Source organism: Bacillus sp. FJAT-42315 (assembly GCF_002797375.1).
In the GTDB taxonomy this organism is placed as follows: domain Bacteria; phylum Bacillota; class Bacilli; order Bacillales; family Domibacillaceae; genus Bacillus_CE.
Genome location: NZ_KZ454941.1, coordinates 600,970 through 623,585, shown reverse-complemented (window position 1 = coordinate 623,585; position 22,616 = coordinate 600,970). Strand labels below are relative to the sequence as shown.

Sequence of the window (22,616 nt, the reverse complement as noted above, 5' to 3'; positions counted from 1 at the left end):
AACTAGAGTTTCCTTGCAAATAGAATGACATCTCTCCCTAAACCATTTTTTGCTAATCCCTCATAAAATACTGATTTAACTTCTTGAAGGTTATTTTTTAATAAAGACATTTCAAAATTCACTCTTTTCCTATGACACTGCCTTCCAAGTTGATCATTTCCAATAAAATTATCCCCCATTAATAAAAACAGCTCCATTGGAAAACTAGTTGTTTCCTTCATGACATCAAATCCATTTTCATTTAATAATTTCTTAAGGGAATTAAATGAAAAATAATTCAAGTGTTCTTGTGGGCTAACCCACCATGGTTTATAGTTATAACTAGAGTGCAAAAGCTCTTGAAATACATTAAAATCATTAGGCACAGCAATACATAAAATGCCGTTTACTTTTAGCTTACTTCTCATTAATTCAATCGTTTGTTTAGGAGAAGGTAAATGTTCAAGTACATGATTCATATGAATAATATCAAATTGATCTAATTCTGTTGCTAACTCTTCAGAGAAAAATCCATTAATGACATCTAATCCTAAAGATTTAGAATAATCGTATGCCTGCATTGATGGCTCAATCCCTAATGTATTCCATCCTCTTTTCTTTCCTTCTACTAGAAAATATCCCGGTCCTGAACCAATATCTAGTGCATTTAACGCTTTACCAGATTCAAAGAAGTTCTCAATAGTAACAGCACGCTCTTTATAAACCTCAGACCACCATTCTTGATCTTGTTTCACTCGATTAATGTATTGCGGTTGTGCCTTTTCGTAATATTCTTCTCCATACAATTTATTTAATTCTTCTTGCTCAGGTAAAGGTATTACATGTTTAAACTCGCAATATTCACATTCAATAACTGAATGTTTTTCACTATCATAAACTACTTGACCTTTATGAATTCCAAATTCTTTGATCATAATAATTCCTCCAGACATTACATATGTAAATATGAGATAACATGATGCATCGAACGGTTGAACACATTCGGCTGACGATAATATTTAATAAAACTGCCAAATTCGGCATTATTCCAATGAGCTCTTCTCTCTAGTATCATAACAAGTAATGTATAATCGATTTTTATTTTTAAAAACGGCTCTTCCATTTGTGAAATATCCACAATCTCTGGTTCTTCTCCGTTAAAAGGGATTTTATATATGTAATCTTGTCCGGCATCAATGTACAGCGTTGAGTCAATTCGCAAATTATAATATACATCATCCATCTTTCTATACATTCGTTTCTGAGCCACTTTTAGTTTAGGTAATAAATTTTCATATTGATCTTTTTCAATTTTATTTTCAGGGAGTTGGAATATGTATTTCTTTTGAGATAACACCTCTTTGAAATATCGTTCTCTTTCTTCTTTTACAGACGGTTCGAATGGTTTCGATTGTATCTCACTACTTAAATCAAGATACTCTTCAGAATTTAGCAAGGTTACTTTTGTTTGAATTTTGTTCCCAAAGAAGAGTTCCTTTAATTCATCCTCTAACTCTTCTAAAGGGGTAGTAGCCGTAAATTTATTTAGAGTATAGAATTCTCCACCTATTACTCGTTGTGCTGCAAATGGTAAAACGAACTTTGGATTTAAATCCCTACAGTAATTGACTGTTCGATTTAAACATTTCTTTCGTATCTTTTCTTTTTCTATTAGCATTTCTTGTTCCGAAAAATTCTCAAAACACTGAGGATAAGGACTAGCTGCATTGTAACTTGTTAATAAGAAATCCACATGATTATATTTTTCAATTATATAACTATTCATCGTATGAGAAAGTTCATAAGGGCAATCATTAGTATTTACGACAACATAATCGCCACCTTTTATAATGGCTAAAGAGTCGATTTGTAGAGACTTTTCATATAGTTGAGAGACCTGGCATCCAAAAAATTTGTGACAAATTGCTGGGTCACAATTATCAGCAGCTAAGATTTCAATTGAAAATTCATTAGTGATTGAAAATATTTCTTTATGTTTTAACTCTATTACATTCTCAAATTCAATACTTTTCAATTTATTTAAAACATGTTTCTCTTCATAACAGTGAATTAATATAGGGATCTCTTTCGGAAAATATTTTAGTGTATTAACATCTAAATGGTCTTCATGAATATGAGAAATATAAATATAATCTACATCACGGAACTCTTCTATTTTCACATTCAATGGAGGATAGTGATATAAAGCACCATAACAAACGCTTTCACTCAACCATGGATCACAAAGAAGCTTCTTTCCTTTATATTCTACTAATACACAAGCATCAGTTATATATGTTACTTTCACTTCAGTATCTCCTCTCGAAAATTGTCAAACCCTCGATTCGCAATATAATCTATAATAGATAAATAAGGGATAAATGACATTTCTCTATATTGTTGATATGTATACGTACTACTTTGATGATAACTCACTTTAATTAACGACTCTTCGAAAACTTGTTCTTCTTCTATATATTCTTTGGAACCTGCAGCACTTAAATACTCATCAGCACCAATATAATGACAAATTTCTAATAAATATTTGGATCTTTTATCATAAATAGGAAGATCACTACTTTTTAAAAAGGTAGTCATTATACCCAACTTTTCTGAGATATCCTTGATAACATCAATAGTAAAGTTTGATAGAAGAATATGCTTTTTTTCATAGTGAGGAAGAATAGTTTCTAGATCTTTGTAGAAGGGTTTCTTTGAATAAGCGTATTTTATTAATTGAAGATGTTGATTGCTCCAATCTTGTTGATTATCTATATGAACTTCATTAATCTTTTGATCCCTCAATCCTTTAGAAACCACGGGAATTGTAATCATTTTTTCCACACTATTATAGGCGATTTTATTCCTTTGTTGCCATGACCTTTTAGCAAATTGAACATCATCTAAAAACACGAATACATCTACTTGATCTATCATATGGAAATATCCAGTCCAAGGTATATATGTCGGCTGCATAATTGCACATTTCAATATCAGTAAGCCTCCTTTCTTATCATCCATTCTCTTTTTAAAATGGAATATCTTAATTGATCTTTAAACAAAGAATTACTATAGTGGGATTCTCTTTCCACTCCTTCTCTTACAAAACCTAATTTCTCATATAAATTGATAGCATTCTTATTATCAGGAAACACTTGAAGCCATATCCGATTTAACTTTAAAGTTTCAAATGCATATTCAAGAACTGCAATTAAAGAATAATATCCAAGTTTTTTCCCTCTTGACTTAGGTTCCCCTAAATAGATCTGAAAAAAAGCTGAGTGATGAAGTGGATTGTAAAACAGAAGAAGGTTACCACAATGTATGTCATTATCTGTACTATAAACAGCCCAAATATAGGTGTTTCTTAAAGAATTAATCCATTCACTATGGGAATCTATTGTTATCTTCTTAGTTAATCCGAAACTTTCATAAACTTCAGGCTTATTTAACCACTCAACTGTTTTTAGATGATGATTATCTGTGTAAGGTACAAGCTTAGAGCTTTTATAAACTAAACAATTATTCATTCTTATCACCTATTCATCAATTCTTTAAGTACCTGAATTATTTTATTCTTTCCTAATCCATCTACATTATTAACACTACTAACAAACAATTGTCTTAATAAATCAGGAGAAGTAAGAAACTCTCTCAATCTTGAGATAAGTGTAGATGTCTGTATTGTTGAAGCTTCACCTAAAAATAAACATAGACCCCTTTCTTGTAGATTCTCCAATATATTTACTTGATTCTTATTAATTGCTAAATAAGCGGATGGAAGCCCTACACATGCTCTTTCCCAAGTCGCCGTACCTGGTGCTCCAAATGCTATGTCGCATTTCTGCATATACTCCGCCATATTGGGAATATTTTTTTTCCATTCAAACCGACCTTCATATTTTCTCTCTAACTGCTGTAAATCTAAGACAAATTCAAATTTTCTTCCTACTATTGACATTATCTTAACATTTGGGAAGTGACTTAAAATTAAGTCACTAAATTTAAACGTATAATTATTTTCATCTATTCCTCCAAAAAACAGATGGATTCTAATATCGTCTTGATTATAGTTAAATGTTTGCTTTCGATAGTATTTAAACTGATCTCTTAAAATTGCATATTGTAATCCATACAGACCTACAGCGCTTGGAGGTATGAGGTTTTGATAACTTTCTCCAGTTTCACCAAAAGTCTGATCCAACAATAAATCACAATTATGAGGACGATTCGCAAGATCATCTATAATCATTATTTTAGGACAAACTGACCGCAATTCACTTTCCCATCGTGCATCTAATCCATAATGATCTACAATAAGCAAGTCAATCTGCCTATTGGATTCCTGAATTACCGCTTTTGTTTCAGTAGCATCCTGTTTCCAGTGATATTGCGTCCAACATAAATCTTCTTTCTTCCTTTCATTAGGCAAAATACCTACGTGAAAGCCCTGACTGTATATAAAATCAATAACATTTCCCTCTAACTCTCGGCACACAAAGGTTATTTTTGCCCCTTCTCGAACAAGCTGTTTTGCTAAGGTCACACATCGCATCACATGTCCAGTCCCAATTTCAATAGAAGCATCTGTCCTAATTATCACATTCATTCATGTCACAACCTAAAATTTCTTTTGTTCAATATGTGAATTAATATCATTCCACTTTGGATTCATCTCTAATAATTGAACTACATCCTTTAAGTAAAAAGTGTCATCTGGTTTGTATAATTCTTTTAAAACAAGTTGAATCAACTCAAAATCTTCCACTGTATCAACGGTCCAGCGGTAATTACTATAATCTCGTTTGCTTCTAACATTCCCCATCCGAAATTGATGACTATTATTGTAGAAATAGGAGGTTACATGCTCTCGTTCAGATGGTAATACTGCTTCACTATGCGCTTTTTTCAGTGAATCGAATGAAAAGACTTCTGTATCCAAGCCTCTTGGAAAAGTACGCTCAAATGTATTTGAGACATAATCAACTGAATTATATTGTTTAAAATATGCCTGGATGACTTCATCCACAATTCGAGGATCAATTAGTGGGCAGTCTGACGTTAATCTAACAATGACATCAGCCCGAAATCGTTCTGCTGCTTCATAATATCGAGATAAAACATCTTCCTCATGGCCACGATACACCTTTACACCTATTTTGTTACATAAATCTTCAATGACAGTATCCTCTTCTTTTACAGTTGTTGCTACGACAATATCATCTATTAAAAAACACTTATTGACTCGCTCAATTTGATATTCTAGTAAAGTTTTATCCATTATTTTTTTCAATACTTTACCAGGAAGTCTCGTTGAACCCATTCTAGCCTGAATAATTGCTACTGTTTTCATTACATCCTCTTCCCTATAATACTTATTACTTATCTTATAAAATTAACGAAATAGATTATTCTAGCTTTATTAATCATTCTTTAGCTTGACATGATAGAATTTTTTACTTTCCATTGACAGACATCCTTTTTCTATATACCATTTTAATAATAATTAAATATTTATGGTTAACTATTCCTAAAAAAAGAAATGCAGGAACATCTACATTTCTTCAACTAAAGCGCGCAATTCTTCAACAGTCAGCCACTCTGTATTACTATCACTTGTGTATTTAAATCCATCTGGTAATGGTTTTCCTTCTGATTCATATTTAGCCCACCATGGAAACTCAGGTTGAATCACATAATACATATCAAACTCTCTTGTATGACGAGCATCATCTTCCATAATCATAGCCTCATGCAACTTTTCTCCTGGACGAATACCGACTATATCTATTACACACTCAGGAGCAACAGCTTTAGCCAAATCTGTAATTGTCATGCTTGGAATTTTCGGTACAAAAATCTCACCGCCGTGCATACGTTGTAAGTTATCAAGGACAAACTGAACCCCTTGATCAAGAGTAATCCAGAAGCGTGTCATACGCTCGTCTGTAATTGGAAGACGGCCCGTTTCTTTGACCTTTTTAAAGAAAGGCACGACACTACCACGGCTACCGACTACATTTCCATAACGAACAACAGAGAATTTTGTCTCTCTTTCACCAACGTAAGAATTAGCTGCTACAAATAATTTATCTGAAGCAAGTTTTGTCGCACCATAAAGGTTCACTGGGCTACACGCTTTATCCGTACTTAATGCAATCACTTTCTTTACATTTCGATCAATCGCTGCTTCAACAATATTTTGAGCGCCATGAATATTCGTTTTAACAGCTTCAAAAGGATTATATTCACACGCTCCTACGTGTTTAAGCGCTGCGGCGTGAATGACGATATCAACACCATCAAACGCTCGGTACAATCTCTCTTTATCACGAACATCACCAATGAAAAAGCGCATACGCGGATCAGTAAATTCTTGTGCCATTTCATATTGCTTTAATTCATCACGGCTAAATACAATTACTTTTTTCACATTTTGTTGAAGGGCTTTTCTAATAAATTTTTGGCCGAATGAGCCAGTGCCTCCAGTTACTAATACTGTCTTATTTTCCAAACTCATCGCTCTCATCCTTACTTATGAAATATATAATTTGTTTTAGAAATTCTTGATGTACTTAGAAAAAGGACAATGGTTCCATCCCTTTATGTAAGCTCCTCCCTCAGTACAGTTAAAGAATTCTGTATCTGTATCTCTTTCAACGTATCTTTCAAACCATTTTAAATATACAGCTAAATTTCGAGAGGTGTAAACAAACTTCTTTTGGTAATAATCCATTACTTTTAATAAAAATGGTGAATCTTTTATGTTTCTTTGAGCGTGAGTGTTTTCGGCATGACTTTTTTGATCCGTAAAAGCTAAATCTTGACCGATTAAAGCAATACTTTTTGCTCCTAAAGTCACTAATACATCTAAAAGACAAGTAGCTACCGATCCTCCTGTGGCAATCAATGGCTCATTTCTCTTACCTGCTTCCGTTTCAGCTAATAGAAAACCTTTTTGCCAAATGATAAAGCGAGGGCCTCGATAATTCATAACTGCTTTTGAGTTTGCTGTACTTAAGTATAGAAGCGGAATTTTATCTTGTTCAATATCCAGTTGTTCAGCAATTACTTCTTTAGGGTCAGCAATCATCACAAAATCAGGTTTAATGCCGAATCTTATCAAAGGGATAAAAGCAGTTCCCACACAACCTATAATGAATTTTTCACTCATGGCTACTTGTTTCAAAAGCGACAATTGCTTTGTTAAAGAAGGTCCTGCCGAAACAAGTATTGCCTTATTTGAGTATTTAAGATTTAATGCTCTGATCCCTTTATCCCCTAATTGAGAATTTCCATAAAAATTCTCAATTAAATCTTTTCTTTGATCTTTCATCGTTCTTTCTTGAATAAGATAATTTTCAAGTGTGTGAGCCATTTCTCGAAAACGATCATCTACTATTTTTAATGAGGGCTTAAATATAATCATTTCTTCTTTTAACTCGTTAGCAAAGTTGGAAAGATCGATATTGGAACGAACCACAAGAAAAGTGATATTTTCATCTTTTAACAGATCGTCCATTTCACCTGTCTGAACAATCCAATCATAAAAGTGTGAATTCAATTCATAAACGGCTATTTTTTTATTTGGACAGACTTGTCGAAGAGCTCGTATATGGTACCCTACTCCGCATCCAATCACCATTAACTCTTTTGTTTGGAGCTTTTCTTGATCAATTCCACCGACCCACTTAACTGCTTCTTTTAATGGATCATACTTACTATGTAAATAAAAGTAGCTATCTTCTTTGCAAACCTTTACAGTCGGAGCCGTTCTTGTTTCGATAAGTTCAAATTTCAATTGAGTTGACCATCCACATGTTGAAGTTGTTCGACCCACTTTTTTAACCACTCAAGAACTTCATATTCAAATAAATCACTTAACAACACAAAATCCTTGATTTGAAACGCTTGCTCCATCTCTTCCAAAAGGCCCTTCCTTTCTTCAATATCAGCCTCTGTCATATAGCCAAGCGCTTGTAGACTACTCACAGATCTGTTCGTCCATTCTAACCCTTCAAAAATAGACGGTAATAGCTGAAGAGCTTCTGTTTCCTCATTTTTCACTAGAAAGTCTACTTCTTGTTCGACTGCTACAATAAGTTTCGGAATATATTCTTTCAGGAATGCAATATTATCTATGATTAATTGTTGATCCATTTTACTCACTCCGTTGCCAATTCTTTTTTGATATCGCTTAATAAGTTTTCATACCACTTTTCCGCTTTTTGCGAAGCATCTAAAATTCCTTTATATAAAACAACTGATTTGTAATAAATTCTCAGATGAGTTTCTTCTTCTGTTTCATTTTCTTTTTCAAGGTAATAATTGTTTACCTGTTTAAATACTTCTCCAAATAAATAAAGCAAAAATTCATCTTCTAGCAATCTCGTTAACTGTTTATCCAGTTTCGATAATTTCTTATTCACTGATGGTTGGAATATTGGGTTTTCAGCATCCATTTTCTCTAAAATTTTCACTGCTTCTTCACTAACGTTAATGACTTTTTTATTTTTAAATTTCTCTTCACGTATTCGTTCATAAAACCTTTTCCACTCTTCCTCACTTCTATTATAATTTATCTCTTTTAATAATGCTTTGATCGAGTGAGGGGTAGGTATATGACAATTTTCACTTAAAAACTGTTCGAATGGGATATGCTCCATTCCTTCAATGATGACGCCACCCTCTGTACAATTATAAATATTAACCGATTTATCTGATGTATTAACGTAATTTATATAATCTTCAAACCCTTTTTTCATTGAAACAAATGGATAATCCGTCCAGACTTCTTTTCCATCATATCCAATAACAGTAAACATTTTTCGACTTTTAATTAGTTCTGGATCAAGTTCTTTTTTACCTTTATTTCCAGATGCATGAGTACTATTGTTAGTATAGGCAAGATCTTGACCAATTAAGCAAATTGAACCGGTAGTCATTTGATAAGCAATATCTAAACAATAATTAGCAACTGAAGCCCCACCTATCACTTTATCAATATCTTTTTCTATTACATCATTCGTTAACTGACTGATATCTAGATGACTTTTATTATTAAAAAATATTTTATCTCCTTTGTACATTTTTAAAATATCTTTATGCAATGTACTTGTATAGAACAGAGGTATATCTAAATGATGCAATTGTTCAAAGTGTTTATAATTAGCTATTCCACCATCAATTGATACGATCCCATCAGGTATAATATCATTTCGTAACAAAGTGTTAATCGTTGAGCCCGCAGATAATAAAATCACCTTTTCTCTATATTTTTTTAATAAAGGTAGTTGCTTAGTCAATGATGGCCCTCCTGAAGCAATGACAACAGGTAGAGTAAATTTCTTGTTCAAGTCATTAAAAGGAGTCGATAGAAAAGCAAAATATAAATTTTTAATATAGTTTTCTTGCCAATCTTCAGCAAAAAAGCTCCATGTGTTTTTATCAACAACATTTAGCATTAATACTTCTTTAATTAAAGAAACGACTTTTTTTGCAAATAAGGGGTATATTTTTTCGAAATTAGGAGAAATAATGAGTTGGATTCTATTGTTAAATGCATTAAAAATCGGTGCTAAAAATTTTTCAATCTCTTCAATTTGTGTGCTTGTTATGAATTCTGCCTTATCTTCAATTTTCGGGTTTTTGAACAGGTCGAGCTTTTGTGACGCTTTCAACACTTTTTCATTTGGTTCAATAATGATTAATCGCTCTTCTTCCGATAATTTCCCACATAATTGTTCAGCAATATACCCACCATTACCACCTAGTAAAACGTGAACATGATGTTTTTTATAGTTTTGTTCAGCAATCTTGCTCGCTTCTTTCTTTGGATCATATTTACTACTAGTTAAATAACCTCCTACCTTTATAATCGGCAAATTTTGTTTAGATTGAACCACTTCATATGTAGTATTCATTTCCAATTCTAGTTCTTGGTTATCTATGTGTGTCATTGTCATTCATCCTTCTTTTTAAAAAAAGGCAACCCTAGTAGCTGGCTGCCTTTTATATTGATTAACGTAGCAATTGAAGAACGCCTTGAGGCTGTTGGTTTGCTTGAGCTAACATCGATTGTGCTGCTTGAGAAAGGATGTTGTTCTTTGTGAACTCCATCATTTCTTTTGCCATATCAACGTCACGAATACGAGATTCCGCAGCTGTTAAGTTTTCTGCACCTGTGTTCAAGTTATTGATTGTGTGCTCTAAACGGTTTTGTACAGAACCTAATTTTGAACGTTCAGTTGAAACTTTTGTAATAGCTGTATTGATAGTAGAGATGGCAGATTGAGCTTTTGTAGTATCTGACACACTGATTGCAGCAGAAGTTACACCTAATGCAGTTGCTGTCATTTTGTTAATAGTTAGCTTAATCGTTTGACCTGAATTCGCACCTACCTGAAATACATATGAATCCTTCGTAGCAATTAATTTCTGCGTATTAAATTCTGTTTCATTTGCAATACGAGTAATCTCACCTTTTAACTGAGTTAACTCATCTTTAATCGCTGTACGGTCAGCTGTTACGTTTGTATCGTTGGATGCTTGAACAGCTAGTTCACGCATACGTTGAAGGATTTCGTGCGTTTCGTTTAATGCACCTTCAGCTGTTTGGATTAAAGAGATCCCATCTTGAGAGTTACGAGATGCTTGCTCAAGATGGGATCTCTTTAATCCAAACAGCTGAAGGTGCATTAACCGAAACGCACGAAATCCTTCAACGTATGCGTGAAGGATTTCGTGCGTTTCGTTTACTGCACCTTCAGCTGTTTGGATTGAAGAGATCCCATCTTGAGAGTTACGAGATGCTTGCTCAAGATGGGATCTCTTTAATCCAAACAGCTGAAGGTGCATTAACCGAAACGCACGAAATCCTTCAACGTATGCGTGAAGGATTTCGTGCGTTTCGGTTAATGCACCTTCAGCTGTTTGGATTAAAGAGATCCCATCTTGAGAGTTACGAGATGCTTGCTCAAGACCACGGATTTGTCCACGCATTTTTTCTGAGATCGAAAGACCTGCAGCGTTGTCTCCTGCACGGTTAATGCTTTGACCTGAAGATAATTTCTCCATGTTCTTTTGGGCATTTGATGAATTTGATGTTAATTGGCGGTATGTGTTAAGCGCCGAGATATTGTGGTTAATTCTCATTGTATAGTTCCTCCTTGAATAAGTTGTTCACTTCCATGTGAACAAAAATTTTTAGGGGTTATCTAGGTCGGCCGCCCTGACTTCCCCTTACATTTCTAATATCGGTGAAGAAGAAAGTTATTTAATAGTTTTATCAAAAATATTTTTTGTTTTTTATGCAAAAAAAAGAGCTTCGTTGCCGAAACTCTTCTCTTACTCTTTCAATTCATTAACGTAATAATTGAAGAACGCCTTGTGGTTGTTGGTTTGCTTGAGCTAACATCGATTGTGCTGCTTGAGAAAGGATGTTGTTCTTTGTGAACTCCATCATTTCTTTTGCCATATCAACGTCACGAATACGAGATTCCGCAGCTGTTAAGTTTTCTGCACCTGTGTTCAAGTTATTGATTGTGTGCTCTAAACGGTTTTGTACAGAACCTAGTTTCGAACGCTCTTTAGAAACAGTTGTGATCGCTGTATTAATTGCTGTAATAGCTTTTTGAGCATTTGTAGTTGTATCTACTTTGATTGCATTAGCAGTGATTTTTAATGCATTAGCATCCATTTTGTTAATAGTAAGCTTAATCGTTTGACCTGAATTCGCACCCACTTGGAATGTATAAGAACCTGTTGCTTTAATTAACTTCTGTGTATTGAATTCAGTCTCTCCTGCAATACGAGTAACTTCGCTTTGTAGCTGAGTTAACTCATCCGTAATCGCTGTACGGTCATCTGCTACGTTTGTATCGTTCGCTGCTTGAACAGCTAGTTCACGCATACGTTGAAGGATTTCATGTGTTTCGTTTAATGCACCTTCAGCTGTTTGGATTAAAGAGATCCCATCTTGAGAGTTACGAGATGCTTGCTCAAGACCGCGGATTTGTCCACGCATTTTTTCTGAGATTGAAAGGCCAGCAGCGTTGTCTCCTGCACGGTTAATGCTTTGACCTGAAGATAATTTCTCCATGTTCTTTTGAGCATTTGATGAATTAGATGTTAATTGGCGGTATGTGTTAAGCGCCGAGATATTGTGGTTAATTCTCATTGTATAGTTCCTCCTTGAATAGGTCGTTCACTTCCATGTGAACATACATTTTTACAGATTGTACAGGTCGGCCGCCCTGTCTTCTCCGTTACATCTTTAATATCGGTACAAAGTAAATATCTTTAATAGTATTAATAGAGATTTTTTCTTAGCTTTCTTTCAACAAGCTAAACACATCTTTAACTTCCACTGCCGCTGACTGATTCTCTTCTAAAATCGAGAGGTACACTTCTTTGCGGTGAATATCAATATGCTTCGGTGCATTGATACCTAGCTTGACTTGGTCTCCTTTGATACTGACGACCGTGATTTCAATGTCGTCGCCTATTTGAATGGCTTCTCCTGTTTTTCTTGTAAGGACTAGCATAATGGCTCACTCCTTTTTGGCGTTAGCCGGGAAAATGGCATGACGCGTTTCATAGCGGCTATCATTTAAAATGGTTTGCTTTGCCGCGTTATTTTCGGTATTTACGACAATTGGTGCTTGCAAGTTGGCTGTTGTTTTCTCAAAAGGATCTTGAACCGTTAAAATTGTGTAAATGGCTGCTTCTTCCGCTTTTTGCAATTGTAAAGTTTCAATCGTTGCTTCATCTAATTGAAACTCATAATCCGGGAAGAATGAAAATGGATTGGCAACAACAAAGCCAAGGTTTGGTGTGTTTATTGATTGCAAAATAAAAAATACATCATTATCAGGAAAAGCTAGCAAAGTGAATTGTTTTTCTTCCACAAAACCAGGAATTCCTGGAGTAAATGTCCATATCTTCTCTTCTTCAATCTTGACCTGTCCGTGATATTTTGTTTCGATGATCATTATGTATCACGATCCTTTACTTATATTTCTGTCTCAAAGCTCATATTTTTAAACTTTAAATTAACGAAATCAATGTTTAGCGACTCTCGTGGCTTCACATCAGTTGTGACTTCACCTGGCTGATAATCAACGATCGGCTTTTGTGCTTTTGTATTGTTGATTACTTTCTTTGGCTCCCAGTTGATTTCTAGCATCCTCGGTTGATGATTATTTTTCACACTAAAATGTGGTGGACTCCAGCCAAGTTGAAGCTGTTTCGGCTGTCTCTCACCGTTGCTTTTTGCAATCGCTCCTAACGCATTTCCCCCATGTTCAATTTTCATTAATTGATCACCATCTTGCGCTCTTCTAGCGATCCCCTCTAAGAAATCTTGATGACCTTTTTGAGCAAACTCTTCAATTCGTCTGAAAATATGCTTTAAATCCATCGCTTCCCAAGCGGCCGTTTGATCAATAGAAAGTTGAGCTGGTGTTGTTTTCATTGTCAACTCTGCTTTCGGTTGCTCAATATCTAATTGAGCGCGCGGTTGTTCAATTGATTGCACCGGCTTTTGAATCGTTAATTCAGTTTGAGCAAATTGGCTATTTGTTCTAATTTGTGGCAATCTCATTTCCTTTCACCTCACAAAGAAAAGCTATCCCTTTTGGAATAGCTTAACGTAAAAAGTCTAGTAAAGATGGTTGAATAATTCGTGCTCCCACACCAAGGGCTGCGCGGTGAACACTTTCTTGAGTTATTAAATCGGTGATGACTCTCTCAATATCGGCATCTTCATTATCTGACAGCATACGAGTGGTTGTTACTTCTTGTTCTAATACACGATCCTCCATCAGTTCAAGACGATTCGTCCGTGCCCCTAATTCAGCACGAGCGTTTGTTAAGTTATTAACATGTTCATCCAACTGACCAAGAAAACCCGTTAAATCCTCGCCAGAAGTTGCTGGTGAATCTAATTTATTCATCAAATCATCGATATCGGTTAATATATCAGGAGCAAAAGCTGTTCCTGGATTTATGTTAACTTGAATTTGAACACCTTTTGATAATTCAATTTCGACTGGATTTGAATTGGTGGAAATTGTATCCGTTCCTGCCAGGATCGGTGGATTAGTTGTATCCGTACCGTTAAAAATATATTTATCGCCGACTTTTGTATTAATAATATCTTTTAAATGCTCTTTTAATTGTTCTATTTCTTGCTTCATTGCTAATCGCTGCTCTTCTTCATATGTGTCATTGCTAGCTTGAACTGTTAGTTCTCTTATACGTTGAATAGCTAATGTGGCTTTATCTAAGGAAGAGTCAGTATTTTCTACCCAATTATATGCTTCACCGAAGTTTCGTTTATATTGCTCTACTTCCATTAGACTAGTTCGATAAGCGATCCCTTTCATCGCCACAACTGGATCATCCGATGGGCGATTAATCTTCTTTCCTGTCGCTAATTGATCTTGATATTTTCCCATTCTTGCATAACTGGAACTTAAGTTTTTCATCATATTATTTGTAAGCATTGACTGTGTAATTCTCACGGTTGTTACTCACCACCTATTTTTTATAATCCGACGCGTCCCATTCCATTAATAACTTTGTCTAGCATTTCATCGACTGTCGTAATATTTCGCGCCGCTGCATTGTAAGCATGTTGAAAGCGAACCATATCCGTAAATTCTTCATCTAGAGAGACAGAACTGATCGATTGACGATTTCCCTCGATTGACTGAAGTAATATCCCACTATTAGCCGCTTGTCTTTTTGCTTCTTGCGTCTCTACACCTAACCGTCCAATCATTCCTTGATAGAATGAATCAATCGTTGCACTCCCTAAACCTGCAAGAGGCTTTTCCTTTACTTTAGATAATGCCAATGCATTTGAACCGTCTCCTTGATCTACTGGAGGTGCTGGTGGAACTGGCGGAGAACTTGGTTTAGTCGCAGCAGCAATCTCATTTGGGTCAGTAATTGCTACAAAAATATTGGCAGCAGCTCCTGCTTCACTGGTTACCCCATCAAAGAATGGCTTTCCATCTACTCCATTAAAGTCCACACCTAATCCATGCTGTTTATTAAATTCTGTCGCGAACTCATAAGCCATCTTATCTAGCTTTTTCAGCATTTCGGGATATGCACCTTGATCTGCACCATATCCAAATGTTTCAATGATTCCTTTTAATTTACCTTTCGAGAAATCTGAAACACTAATTTGGGCACCATTTAACGTAACGTTGGTAACATTGCCTGTCGGTGTATCTAACACTCCGTCTCCATCACTGTCCGTTGCTGGATCCATTCCAATGACACTAGGGATATCTTCAACAACTAAATCGCCTTGTTCAGTACCATCTGCCCCAATTAATTTAATGTTGTATTGTCCTTCAGCTATTGGTGAAGCATTTCCTCCTGACGGTACTTTCTCCACTTTAATATTTACATATTTAGATAGTTGATCCACTAAAACGTCTCGCTGATCATACAAATCGTTTGGTAAATATCCATGTGGTTCAATTTCTCCAATTTGCTTGTTGATCTCACTAATTTGCTTAAGTAAAGAGTTCACCTCGGTCACACTCACACCAATTTCGTTTGCCAAATCTTTTTTTATGGTAGTAAGTGAATTGTAAACGTAGTGAAACGTATCAGCCACTGCTTTTCCACGTTCCAATACAACTGTACGCGGTCCTCTGTTTTCCGGATTTCCACTTAAGTCTTGTAACGATTGCCAAAACTGGCCCATAACTTTCGAAATCCCATCTGTAGAAAATTCATTAAGAATTCCCTCCATTTGTGATAGGGATGAAGCTTTTGCCTCATAATATCCTAGTGTTTGGTTTTGTCCACGAAATTGCAAATCTAAAAAACTATCCCGAACCCGCTGTACAGATCCCGCTTCCACTCCTGTTCCCATTTGCCCAGGAATTTGCGGACGGTTCATTCCTATACCTGGATAAGGTAGGGTCGTTTGGAAGTTGATTCGTTGGCGCGTGTAGCCTGGTGTGTTGGCATTTGAGATGTTATGACCAGTTGTGTATAGGGCACTTTGCTGTGTGAACATGCCGCGTTTAGCGGTTTCTAGTCCATGAAAAGTGGATCGCATTGTTGGACCTCCCATTGTTTTTTGTTAGTTTTCATTAGAAGAAGCGGTGTGTGGTCCACCGCTATCATTGTTTATGCTTGTGAGTCGAACATTGAACGTTTTTGTTGTCCGTTTTGTCCTTGGGTTGGATGACTATACGTTGGTTGTTCCGGTTGCGGCCTCATGAGGCTCATGCTCATGTTAACGAACTGTAGCGATTGATAGATAAGCTGCTGATTGAGCTCATTTTGTTCTTTGAGCTTTGCGACATTTGCCACTAGTTGTTCTTTTAATGCTTGTAGTTTAATTTTTTCCTGTTCGTGGACGACTTGTTGACAGTCAGTGATTGTAGCGTCTGCGTTCCCTGTCAATGCTGTCGCTAATTTCTGCCGCTCTTTTTCCATCGTGTTAATGGCGGCGACGTATTTCTGCTCGTCCTTGAGCAGTTGATCGAGTCCGTTCATGTCGTTTTGTTTCATAATGTCTGTTTTCTTTTCGGCTAGCGTATAGAGCATCTCATGCAGGCGATTCATTGTATCTAGTACATCGATTAGTTTTGGTGCAGACATGATATCTCCCTCTGCTTTCTTGGCGGTCAGCCGCTAGTTATTCATGGTTTTCTAAAGAAATTGATAAGTCCTTTGGCGATCTGTTCCGGATTCGGCTGATACTCTCCAGCAGTCACTTGCTGCTTGAGGCTAGACACTTTCTCTTTGCGCGCTTCTAGCAGCTTAGAGGCTTCTTGCATTTCCTTGGCAGTGGACGAAATTTCGAGCTTATCCGCTTGCATTCCGGAAAGTTTCTTCATTCCTTCTTGTTTGTTCAACTGCTTTTGGTATGGATTGATTCCGGATACGCCTGTTCGTTGAATTTTCAATGCATATCCCTCGCTTTCTAAATTCCCTTTTACTACTATTTTGCCTTTATATCGACAGATTAAAATGAAAGTTTAGTGTGCTTTACTTATTTAGAGGTTTCTTTTATTGACCGCATAGTACGTAGCACGATGCTCACTTTCTTGTTTCTCTTGTTGAAACTTTTCTTCTCGCTTCAATTTTTTCAGATCATCTTCAATTTGCTGTGTACATTTCGCACAGATCTTTCCTTTACTAATGATGGCTCCGCAACGGTCGCACGGATAGCCCATATTTGGAAAATGAGTGGCGTGTAGTCTACCTTTCTTCATCCATTTATGAATCAGTTCTTCCTCTACTCCAGTCACCTCTACAACACGCTCAATCGTTGCTGCCCGATTTTCACGTTGGCGTAAAAATTTATATACCGTTTCATACATTTGTTCTTCTTCCTTCGCACATTTCGAACATACGTCACGAAAGGCATTGCTCATATGTAATTCGCCACAACGAGGGCAATTCACGATTTCACTCATATTTATTCCTCCAACTACTTTTTTCTATATCATATATCTATCCTCGAATGAGTGTAAAGCCATAGATTTCCTTGGCTCCTGCTTCTTTCAGTAGCTTGGCTGCCTGTCTAAGGGTAGCGCCTGTAGTATATATATCGTCAAAAATTAATATTTTTTTATTGTAACAATCATTTTTTTCAATTAAGCGAAACACTTGTTCAGTGTTAATGCGCTCTATTCGTGATTTCTTTGACTGCTTTTCTGTATGCACTCGCCCCAGCATCTCTGTTACGTCAATCCCTGCTTCCGTTGCCAATGCCTTCGCTTGGTTAAACCCTCGCTCTTGAAGCCGCTCATCACTTAATGGAATCACCGTCGCTTCATCATAGTCAAGTGTTTGGATCGCTCGGCAAATGTCTGTCGCAAAGCTGCGAGCGAGCACATAATCACCGCGATATTTAAAGCGAGCCACCCATTCTTTCATTGGCTCATTGTAGATAAACAACGAAATATTTTGTTCTAGCACACCATTAAATTGTGGGTCTTGCTCCCAACGCAGGCAATCTTGACACGATCCATCTTTTTTATACGTATCCTCAAGCTCAGCAAGTGGCCGCGAGCATATTTGACAGCGCTCGCCTTCAATGAGTTGAAATGTAGCTTGGCATCTGTCACATAGTTCAGCAGCCTCCTCCATCCGTAAAAATTGACGCCAATTCAATTGTAGGTTTGTCTCCTTTTGACATAATAAGCATCGCTTCATCCGTCAATCAGCCCTCTACTTCGCCCTTCCTTGTTCATCGCTTCAATATGAGCAATCGCCCGTAGCATCGCTTTTGTACGGCCAAAGTGAAAAAAGGTGACAACCCCATTTGGGAAATCCGCACTGCGCCCAACTCGACCAGCAATTTGAACGAGCGCACTTTCGGTGAAAACATCATCCTCTGCACCGATCACCGCCACATCAATATTCGGAAAGGTCACTCCTCGTTCCAAAATCGTTGTCGTCAAAAGGACGGGAAGCTTTTTTTCGCGCATGAGAGCAACTTTCTCCTTTCTGTCAGGATCTTCGGCATGGACAGCTTCAATTCGCGGGTCGAGTCGTTGAAATAACGGTAGAGCTTGTTCCATTACATCAATATGAGGAAAAAAGAGCAGCGCTTGTTTATCTAAAGTGAGACGAGATTTCACCCATTCCTCTACTTTTGGAGGGATGTTCCCTTTTAGAAAGAGTTTTTGCCAGCGACCACACCACAGCATTTCAGGGACTGGAAGCGGATAGCGATGAAAACGAGCCGGGATTTTCGTATGTTGTCTTTTTCCTGTTTGGCATTCCAATTGCCATTGTGCATTCGGCGTGGCGGTTAAGTAAATGAGGGCGGAATGGGGCTTGCGAGCTTTGTGGACCGCAAATTGAAGCGTGGAATCATAGGAGTACGGGAAGGCATCAACTTCATCGACAATCATCACATCAAAGGCCTCTTGGAAACGAAATAGCTGATGAGTCGTTGTGACAACGAGGGAGCTATATTTATGGCGGTCGGGGCTACCACCGTACAGAGCTGAGATTTCTATTTCGGGGAATACTTTTTGTAGCCTCGGAACCAATTCAAGCACAACATCCGTTCTGGGTGTGGCGATACATACTCGTTTTTGCGCTTTGAGAGCGGCTTCAATGCCACGAAATAACACCTCTGTTTTTCCTGCGCCACAGACCGCCCAAATGAGCGTGTCACTTTGCTGTTGAACAGCTTCGATGACCGCATCAGAGGCTGTAAGCTGTCCTTTCGATAGCTTCCCTTCCCAATGCAATCTACCGTCCTCACGCTTCACTGGCGTTGGTCCCGTCCAGCGCACGAGCTGAGAGCATTCGGATACGCGTCCCATCATGAGACAGTTGCGGCAGTACGTGCAGCTTTGACCACAGCGGGCGCACGGAAAGGAAGCAAAAAGGAACGGTTCGTTGTTTCCACATCGCGAACAGCGATACTGATTATTTTCTTTAAAAACACCTTGGAGAAATTCAACTGGTTGATCTTTGAGGGAAAAGGGGACTTCTTCTTCGAGTAGTAATCGGCCGGAGAGAAAGAAGGATAACTCTTGGTTCATGTAATCAGCTCCTTATTAATTGAAGGTTGAGGTTACAATTCTATTATAAAGGAAATAAGTGGGAGGGTCATATTAATTTTATGTTAAGGGAAATGTTAGAAAGGTTCTTTGGCTTTCTAGCCACTTTCTTCGGCCTTTGCAAGATTTCTTTGACTTTACAGCTATTTTCTTCTACCTTTGCGAACTTTCTTCAACTTTATAGCTGCTTTCTTTCACCTTCACGACCTTTCTTCAACTTTACAGCCACCTTCTTTCATCTTTGCAAAATCATCAGCAATTTAGACAGCTTTTCCAACAAACCGAAAGATCACAACGAGCCCTTCCTCTTTTTAATGGAGAAAGGGCTCGTTGTTTATAGTTGGGACAAGGGACCCGTCCCCTAGTCTCTCGGTCCCCAACTTAGGCCAAGAGAGCCTTCGCCAAGATGAGTGCCGATGACAGGGCCGAAGTAGCTGATGTCGAATTCGGCTTCGGGAAAGCGTTGTTGTAGAATGTCACGCAATTCTTTTGCTTCTTGTTCACGGTTGGCGTGAATAATAACAGCTTTAAGTGGTACTCCTTTTTTGCATTCCTCTTCGAACAAGTCACCGATGCGTTTTAATGCTTTTTTGCTTGTGCGAATTTTTTCGAATGGAACAATCAGTTTATCAACAAAATGGAGGACAGGTTTCACTTGTAATAATCCACCGATGAAGGCTTGAGCGCCATTTAGGCGACCGCCACGTTTCAAATGGTTTAAGTCGTCTACCATGAAATACGCACCAACAGTTGGTCTCATCGCTTCGAGAGCTCCGATAATTTCTTCTGGTCCTTTGCCTTCGTTAGCTAATTGTGCCGCTCGTAGCACATAAAAGGCTTGTGGCGCACAGCTAATTTCTGAATCGAAGGAATAAACATCAAGTCCTTCGACCATTTCTCCAGCAGCGATCGACGTTTGGAATGTACCGCTAATACCGCTTGATAAATACACACCCACGACTGCATCATGCTCTTTTGCTAACTCTTCATATAATTTCACAAAGTGACCGATTGGTGGCTGTGAAGTAGTCGGAAACTTCTCCTCTTCACGAACCTTTTCATAAAACTGCTCAGCTGTGATATCCAATTCTTCACGGTATGTTTCTTGTCCGATAATCACACTTAATGGGATCATATGTATGTTTAATTGGTCGCGCAATTCTTTCGGAAGATAGGCTGTACTATCCGTTACAATTGCCGTTTTCATATTTATACCTACCTTATTTTTAAATTTGACGTTAGAAATGCCATGTTCTTCTTATTTTATAAGAAACGAGTAGCTTTTGCACGATTTTATTATTGCAAACGATAGAAAGGCTGCCCCAAAGAGCAGAGTCATTTGGAAGCAGCCTTGTCTTGCCTTACTTTTTAACTAATACAGCTGTGAATGTGACAGGACCGTTTAGAAAAACATCGTCCCCATCTGGTTGTAAAGTCACCGTGTATGTCAAGTTGCGTTCATTGAAATTGATTACATCTACATGAGCTAATGGCTCTACCACTTGGTCATCATTACCTGCATCATCAATTTCAATTCTAGCTAAATAAATTTCTTGGCCCGGGATGAATACCGTTGGGCTGCCTTTATAGATTCTCATTAATACTTCGCGAAAGTTATTATCATCATTGTCCAACCCGAAAACACCGTTTAGCCAAACAAGATTTCCTTTTTTGACTTCGTTTAAAGTGACGGAAGCTACTGGAGTTTGAACATCTTCTGGCAATTCAAAACGGTTATCAATTGAGACGTTTGGATCTAGTGTATAAAACTCGAAATCAACGAAACTGGCTTGATTATTTCTTTGAGCATGATCGTTCCATTCCTTATCATAATGTCCACTACAATGTCTACCCATCATCATCACCTCCTTTCTTCTACTTCTATTAAATGAAAGAAGAGGAGGTTTTGAATGGGTTAGAAGTTTAATAGGCTAAAAAATGGTTATTGAACTTACTTTCACTAGAAGCAGGCTGCTCTTGTTTAAGAACAGCCTGCTTCTGTTAAAAGATTTCCGTCCACTCATTTCGCTTTTCAAGCATGTTTCGAGCAATTGCTTTTGCTCCTTCTAAGCTATGGCTCGCCGCCCAACCGCATTGGACTTCGTTGCAAGCAGGCACCTCAGTCGCCTCTAGCACATCCTGCAATGTCCGTTCGACAATTCGTAAAATATCTTCATAATTCTCATGATTGATGACGGATAAATAATAACCAGTTTGACACCCCATTGGACTAATATCGACAATTTTCTCCGAATGATTCCGGCTGAACTCCGCCATCATATGTTCTAACGAGTGAATAGCCGGCATGTCCATATGTTCCTTATTCGGCTGACAAAAACGAAGGTCATACTTATGAATTTGATCTCCGTTTACCCCTTCTTTCACACCTGCTAAGCGAATATATGGTGCCTTCACTTTTGTATGGTCCAAATTAAAGCTTTCCACATTCATTTGCTGTCGATCCGTCATTCCTTTCACCCCTTTGATTATGAATTGTCTTTATTGTATCAATTTTTAGACATTATTGCATAGCAGACAAAGCGGCTTGTTTCCATCCTTCTTTTTCCTTCTTAAACGTCATTACTTGGCGTGTTTCATCCTCAATTTCTTTTCCTGTCTCTAAATCCTTCGTTACTGACTTCATCACGATAAACATATGAGCCTCTTGCTGTTCTTCATCGTATTTGATAATTTTCGTATGCTGTGGCTCCATATGTATATCAAAGGCGTCGAAATACTTTTTCACATATTCGCGCTCCTCTTCCAAATCCCGAGATTCTTTAGAAATGGTATTGATATACGCATCTAAATCCTTGGCATTAAATGCCGCCATATGCTGCTCAAACGCCGCCATAATCTCTTCTTTTATTTCAGGAGGCAAATTTTTTGCTTCCTCGATTGGTTGCTTCACTGTTTGAGTCTCTGTTTCATTCGTTTCTCCTACTTGCTTCGGTTCTTCCTTTTTCTCCTCCGCTCCACATCCAACAAGTGCAGCACTAACGAGCAAAGCAAGAGCGATCGATTTCAACCTTAACACATTCATCCACGTCCTTTCCGTACTATTGTATTCTAAAT

25 protein-coding genes and 3 pseudogenes are annotated in these 22,616 nt (G+C 37.4%); 1 reads left to right on the top strand and 27 read right to left on the bottom strand.

Going from position 1 to position 22,616, the window contains the following annotated elements; all coding sequences use genetic code 11:
• Positions 1–2: 2 nt before the first annotated feature.
• The 11 genes and pseudogenes from CEF22_RS02815 to CEF22_RS02765 all read right to left on the bottom strand — a co-directional run.
• Positions 3–914 (bottom strand): class I SAM-dependent methyltransferase, encoded by a 912-nt coding sequence (locus CEF22_RS02815; RefSeq protein WP_157843148.1) that lies wholly within the window; start codon positions 912–914, stop codon positions 3–5.
• 17 nt (positions 915–931) lie between these two features.
• Complete coding sequence (locus CEF22_RS02810) at positions 932–2,287, bottom strand: MBL fold metallo-hydrolase (protein ID WP_100401669.1); 1,356 nt, start codon at positions 2,285–2,287, stop codon at positions 932–934.
• On the bottom strand, positions 2,284–2,970 hold the full coding sequence (locus CEF22_RS02805; protein ID WP_157843147.1) for a WbqC family protein: 687 nt from the start codon (positions 2,968–2,970) through the stop codon (positions 2,284–2,286). Before CEF22_RS02805 ends, CEF22_RS02810 begins: the two co-directional genes overlap by 4 nt.
• A 2-nt stretch (positions 2,971–2,972) precedes the next feature.
• Complete coding sequence (locus CEF22_RS02800) at positions 2,973–3,509, bottom strand: GNAT family N-acetyltransferase (protein ID WP_100401667.1); 537 nt, start codon at positions 3,507–3,509, stop codon at positions 2,973–2,975.
• Between the two features lie 5 nt (positions 3,510–3,514).
• A complete protein-coding gene (pseG, locus tag CEF22_RS02795; protein WP_100401666.1) occupies positions 3,515–4,588 on the bottom strand; it encodes a UDP-2,4-diacetamido-2,4,6-trideoxy-beta-L-altropyranose hydrolase in 1,074 nt (357 codons plus the stop codon).
• Positions 4,589–4,600: 12 nt separating this feature from the next.
• Positions 4,601–5,332: a cytidylyltransferase domain-containing protein gene (locus tag CEF22_RS02790; protein WP_100401665.1), complete on the bottom strand. Its 732-nt coding sequence runs from the start codon at positions 5,330–5,332 to the stop codon at positions 4,601–4,603.
• Positions 5,333–5,533: 201 nt separating this feature from the next.
• On the bottom strand, positions 5,534–6,499 hold the full coding sequence (pseB, locus tag CEF22_RS02785) for a UDP-N-acetylglucosamine 4,6-dehydratase (inverting) (RefSeq protein ID WP_100401664.1): 966 nt from the start codon (positions 6,497–6,499) through the stop codon (positions 5,534–5,536).
• 36 nt (positions 6,500–6,535) lie between these two features.
• Positions 6,536–7,780 carry a motility associated factor glycosyltransferase family protein gene (locus tag CEF22_RS02780; protein WP_100401663.1) on the bottom strand — a complete coding sequence of 415 codons (1,245 nt, stop codon included), beginning with the start codon at positions 7,778–7,780 and terminating at the stop codon, positions 6,536–6,538.
• Positions 7,777–8,139: a DUF8042 domain-containing protein gene (locus tag CEF22_RS02775; protein WP_100401662.1), complete on the bottom strand. Its 363-nt coding sequence runs from the start codon at positions 8,137–8,139 to the stop codon at positions 7,777–7,779. The genes CEF22_RS02780 and CEF22_RS02775 overlap by 4 nt, the downstream gene beginning before the upstream one ends.
• A gap of 5 nt (positions 8,140–8,144) precedes the next feature.
• A complete protein-coding gene (locus CEF22_RS02770) occupies positions 8,145–9,938 on the bottom strand; it encodes a motility associated factor glycosyltransferase family protein (RefSeq protein ID WP_157843146.1) in 1,794 nt (597 codons plus the stop codon).
• Between the two features lie 61 nt (positions 9,939–9,999).
• Positions 10,000–10,587 (bottom strand): annotated as a pseudogene (locus tag CEF22_RS02765) (flagellin); the annotation flags it as partial.
• Positions 10,588–10,634: 47 nt separating this feature from the next.
• On the opposite strand from CEF22_RS02765, the pseudogene CEF22_RS18795 reads away from it, so the two are divergent.
• Positions 10,635–10,715 (top strand): annotated as a pseudogene (locus CEF22_RS18795) (flagellin N-terminal helical domain-containing protein); the annotation flags it as partial.
• Positions 10,716–11,025: 310 nt separating this feature from the next.
• Here CEF22_RS18795 and CEF22_RS19035 read toward each other — a convergent pair.
• The 16 genes and pseudogenes from CEF22_RS19035 to CEF22_RS02670 all read right to left on the bottom strand — a co-directional run.
• Positions 11,026–11,133: pseudogene (locus CEF22_RS19035) on the bottom strand (flagellin N-terminal helical domain-containing protein); the annotation flags it as partial.
• A gap of 208 nt (positions 11,134–11,341) precedes the next feature.
• The gene (gene hag / locus CEF22_RS02745; RefSeq protein ID WP_100401660.1) at positions 11,342–12,157 is read right to left on the bottom strand and encodes a flagellin Hag; all 816 of its coding nucleotides are present in this window, start codon (positions 12,155–12,157) and stop codon (positions 11,342–11,344) included.
• Between the two features lie 148 nt (positions 12,158–12,305).
• Positions 12,306–12,524 carry a carbon storage regulator CsrA gene (gene csrA / locus CEF22_RS02740; protein ID WP_100401659.1) on the bottom strand — a complete coding sequence of 73 codons (219 nt, stop codon included), beginning with the start codon at positions 12,522–12,524 and terminating at the stop codon, positions 12,306–12,308.
• Between the two features lie 6 nt (positions 12,525–12,530).
• The gene (gene fliW / locus CEF22_RS02735; RefSeq protein WP_100401658.1) at positions 12,531–12,971 is read right to left on the bottom strand and encodes a flagellar assembly protein FliW; all 441 of its coding nucleotides are present in this window, start codon (positions 12,969–12,971) and stop codon (positions 12,531–12,533) included.
• 20 nt (positions 12,972–12,991) lie between these two features.
• Positions 12,992–13,582: a DUF6470 family protein gene (locus CEF22_RS02730; RefSeq protein WP_100401657.1), complete on the bottom strand. Its 591-nt coding sequence runs from the start codon at positions 13,580–13,582 to the stop codon at positions 12,992–12,994.
• Positions 13,583–13,625: 43 nt separating this feature from the next.
• A complete protein-coding gene (flgL, locus tag CEF22_RS02725) occupies positions 13,626–14,504 on the bottom strand; it encodes a flagellar hook-associated protein FlgL (RefSeq protein WP_095480944.1) in 879 nt (292 codons plus the stop codon).
• A 23-nt stretch (positions 14,505–14,527) separates the two neighbouring features.
• Positions 14,528–16,066, bottom strand: a complete 1,539-nt coding sequence (gene flgK / locus CEF22_RS02720; protein WP_100401656.1) for a flagellar hook-associated protein FlgK — start codon at positions 16,064–16,066, stop codon at positions 14,528–14,530.
• 71 nt (positions 16,067–16,137) lie between these two features.
• On the bottom strand, positions 16,138–16,614 hold the full coding sequence (locus tag CEF22_RS02715; RefSeq protein WP_100401655.1) for a flagellar protein FlgN: 477 nt from the start codon (positions 16,612–16,614) through the stop codon (positions 16,138–16,140).
• 41 nt (positions 16,615–16,655) lie between these two features.
• On the bottom strand, positions 16,656–16,922 hold the full coding sequence (gene flgM / locus CEF22_RS02710; protein ID WP_100401654.1) for a flagellar biosynthesis anti-sigma factor FlgM: 267 nt from the start codon (positions 16,920–16,922) through the stop codon (positions 16,656–16,658).
• A 90-nt stretch (positions 16,923–17,012) separates the two neighbouring features.
• Positions 17,013–17,435: a TIGR03826 family flagellar region protein gene (locus tag CEF22_RS02705; protein WP_100401653.1), complete on the bottom strand. Its 423-nt coding sequence runs from the start codon at positions 17,433–17,435 to the stop codon at positions 17,013–17,015.
• 37 nt (positions 17,436–17,472) lie between these two features.
• Positions 17,473–18,135 carry a ComF family protein gene (locus CEF22_RS02700; RefSeq protein WP_232726047.1) on the bottom strand — a complete coding sequence of 221 codons (663 nt, stop codon included), beginning with the start codon at positions 18,133–18,135 and terminating at the stop codon, positions 17,473–17,475.
• Positions 18,136–18,173: 38 nt separating this feature from the next.
• The gene (locus CEF22_RS02695) at positions 18,174–19,523 is read right to left on the bottom strand and encodes an ATP-dependent helicase ComFA (RefSeq protein ID WP_100401651.1); all 1,350 of its coding nucleotides are present in this window, start codon (positions 19,521–19,523) and stop codon (positions 18,174–18,176) included.
• Between the two features lie 379 nt (positions 19,524–19,902).
• Positions 19,903–20,748, bottom strand: a complete 846-nt coding sequence (locus tag CEF22_RS02685) for a DegV family protein (RefSeq protein WP_100401649.1) — start codon at positions 20,746–20,748, stop codon at positions 19,903–19,905.
• 154 nt (positions 20,749–20,902) lie between these two features.
• Complete coding sequence (locus CEF22_RS02680) at positions 20,903–21,397, bottom strand: hypothetical protein (protein WP_100401648.1); 495 nt, start codon at positions 21,395–21,397, stop codon at positions 20,903–20,905.
• Positions 21,398–21,542: 145 nt separating this feature from the next.
• Positions 21,543–22,010, bottom strand: a complete 468-nt coding sequence (locus tag CEF22_RS02675) for an S-ribosylhomocysteine lyase (protein ID WP_100401647.1) — start codon at positions 22,008–22,010, stop codon at positions 21,543–21,545.
• A gap of 52 nt (positions 22,011–22,062) precedes the next feature.
• Complete coding sequence (locus CEF22_RS02670) at positions 22,063–22,578, bottom strand: nuclear transport factor 2 family protein (protein ID WP_157843144.1); 516 nt, start codon at positions 22,576–22,578, stop codon at positions 22,063–22,065.
• Between the last annotated feature and the right edge of the window lie 38 nt (positions 22,579–22,616).

Coding starts and splice junctions, on each gene's coding strand:
- CEF22_RS02815 (WP_157843148.1), bottom strand. CDS start 914: ATGATCAAAGAATTTGGAATTCATAAAGGTCAAGTAGTTTATGATAGT.
- CEF22_RS02790 (WP_100401665.1), bottom strand. CDS start 5,332: ATGAAAACAGTAGCAATTATTCAGGCTAGAATGGGTTCAACGAGACTT.
- CEF22_RS02675 (WP_100401647.1), bottom strand. CDS start 22,010: ATGACGGATCGACAGCAAATGAATGTGGAAAGCTTTAATTTGGACCAT.
- CEF22_RS02695 (WP_100401651.1), bottom strand. CDS start 19,523: ATGAACCAAGAGTTATCCTTCTTTCTCTCCGGCCGATTACTACTCGAA.
- CEF22_RS02715 (WP_100401655.1), bottom strand. CDS start 16,614: ATGTCTGCACCAAAACTAATCGATGTACTAGATACAATGAATCGCCTG.
- CEF22_RS02775 (WP_100401662.1), bottom strand. CDS start 8,139: ATGGATCAACAATTAATCATAGATAATATTGCATTCCTGAAAGAATAT.
- hag (WP_100401660.1), bottom strand. CDS start 12,157: ATGAGAATTAACCACAATATCTCGGCGCTTAACACATACCGCCAATTA.
- pseG (WP_100401666.1), bottom strand. CDS start 4,588: ATGAATGTGATAATTAGGACAGATGCTTCTATTGAAATTGGGACTGGA.
- CEF22_RS02705 (WP_100401653.1), bottom strand. CDS start 17,435: ATGAGTGAAATCGTGAATTGCCCTCGTTGTGGCGAATTACATATGAGC.
- CEF22_RS02770 (WP_157843146.1), bottom strand. CDS start 9,938: ATGACACACATAGATAACCAAGAACTAGAATTGGAAATGAATACTACA.
- fliW (WP_100401658.1), bottom strand. CDS start 12,971: ATGATCATCGAAACAAAATATCACGGACAGGTCAAGATTGAAGAAGAG.
- csrA (WP_100401659.1), bottom strand. CDS start 12,524: ATGCTAGTCCTTACAAGAAAAACAGGAGAAGCCATTCAAATAGGCGAC.
- flgK (WP_100401656.1), bottom strand. CDS start 16,066: ATGCGATCCACTTTTCATGGACTAGAAACCGCTAAACGCGGCATGTTC.
- CEF22_RS02680 (WP_100401648.1), bottom strand. CDS start 21,397: ATGGGTAGACATTGTAGTGGACATTATGATAAGGAATGGAACGATCAT.
- CEF22_RS02685 (WP_100401649.1), bottom strand. CDS start 20,748: ATGAAAACGGCAATTGTAACGGATAGTACAGCCTATCTTCCGAAAGAA.
- CEF22_RS02730 (WP_100401657.1), bottom strand. CDS start 13,582: ATGAGATTGCCACAAATTAGAACAAATAGCCAATTTGCTCAAACTGAA.
- pseB (WP_100401664.1), bottom strand. CDS start 6,499: ATGAGTTTGGAAAATAAGACAGTATTAGTAACTGGAGGCACTGGCTCA.
- CEF22_RS02800 (WP_100401667.1), bottom strand. CDS start 3,509: ATGAATAATTGTTTAGTTTATAAAAGCTCTAAGCTTGTACCTTACACA.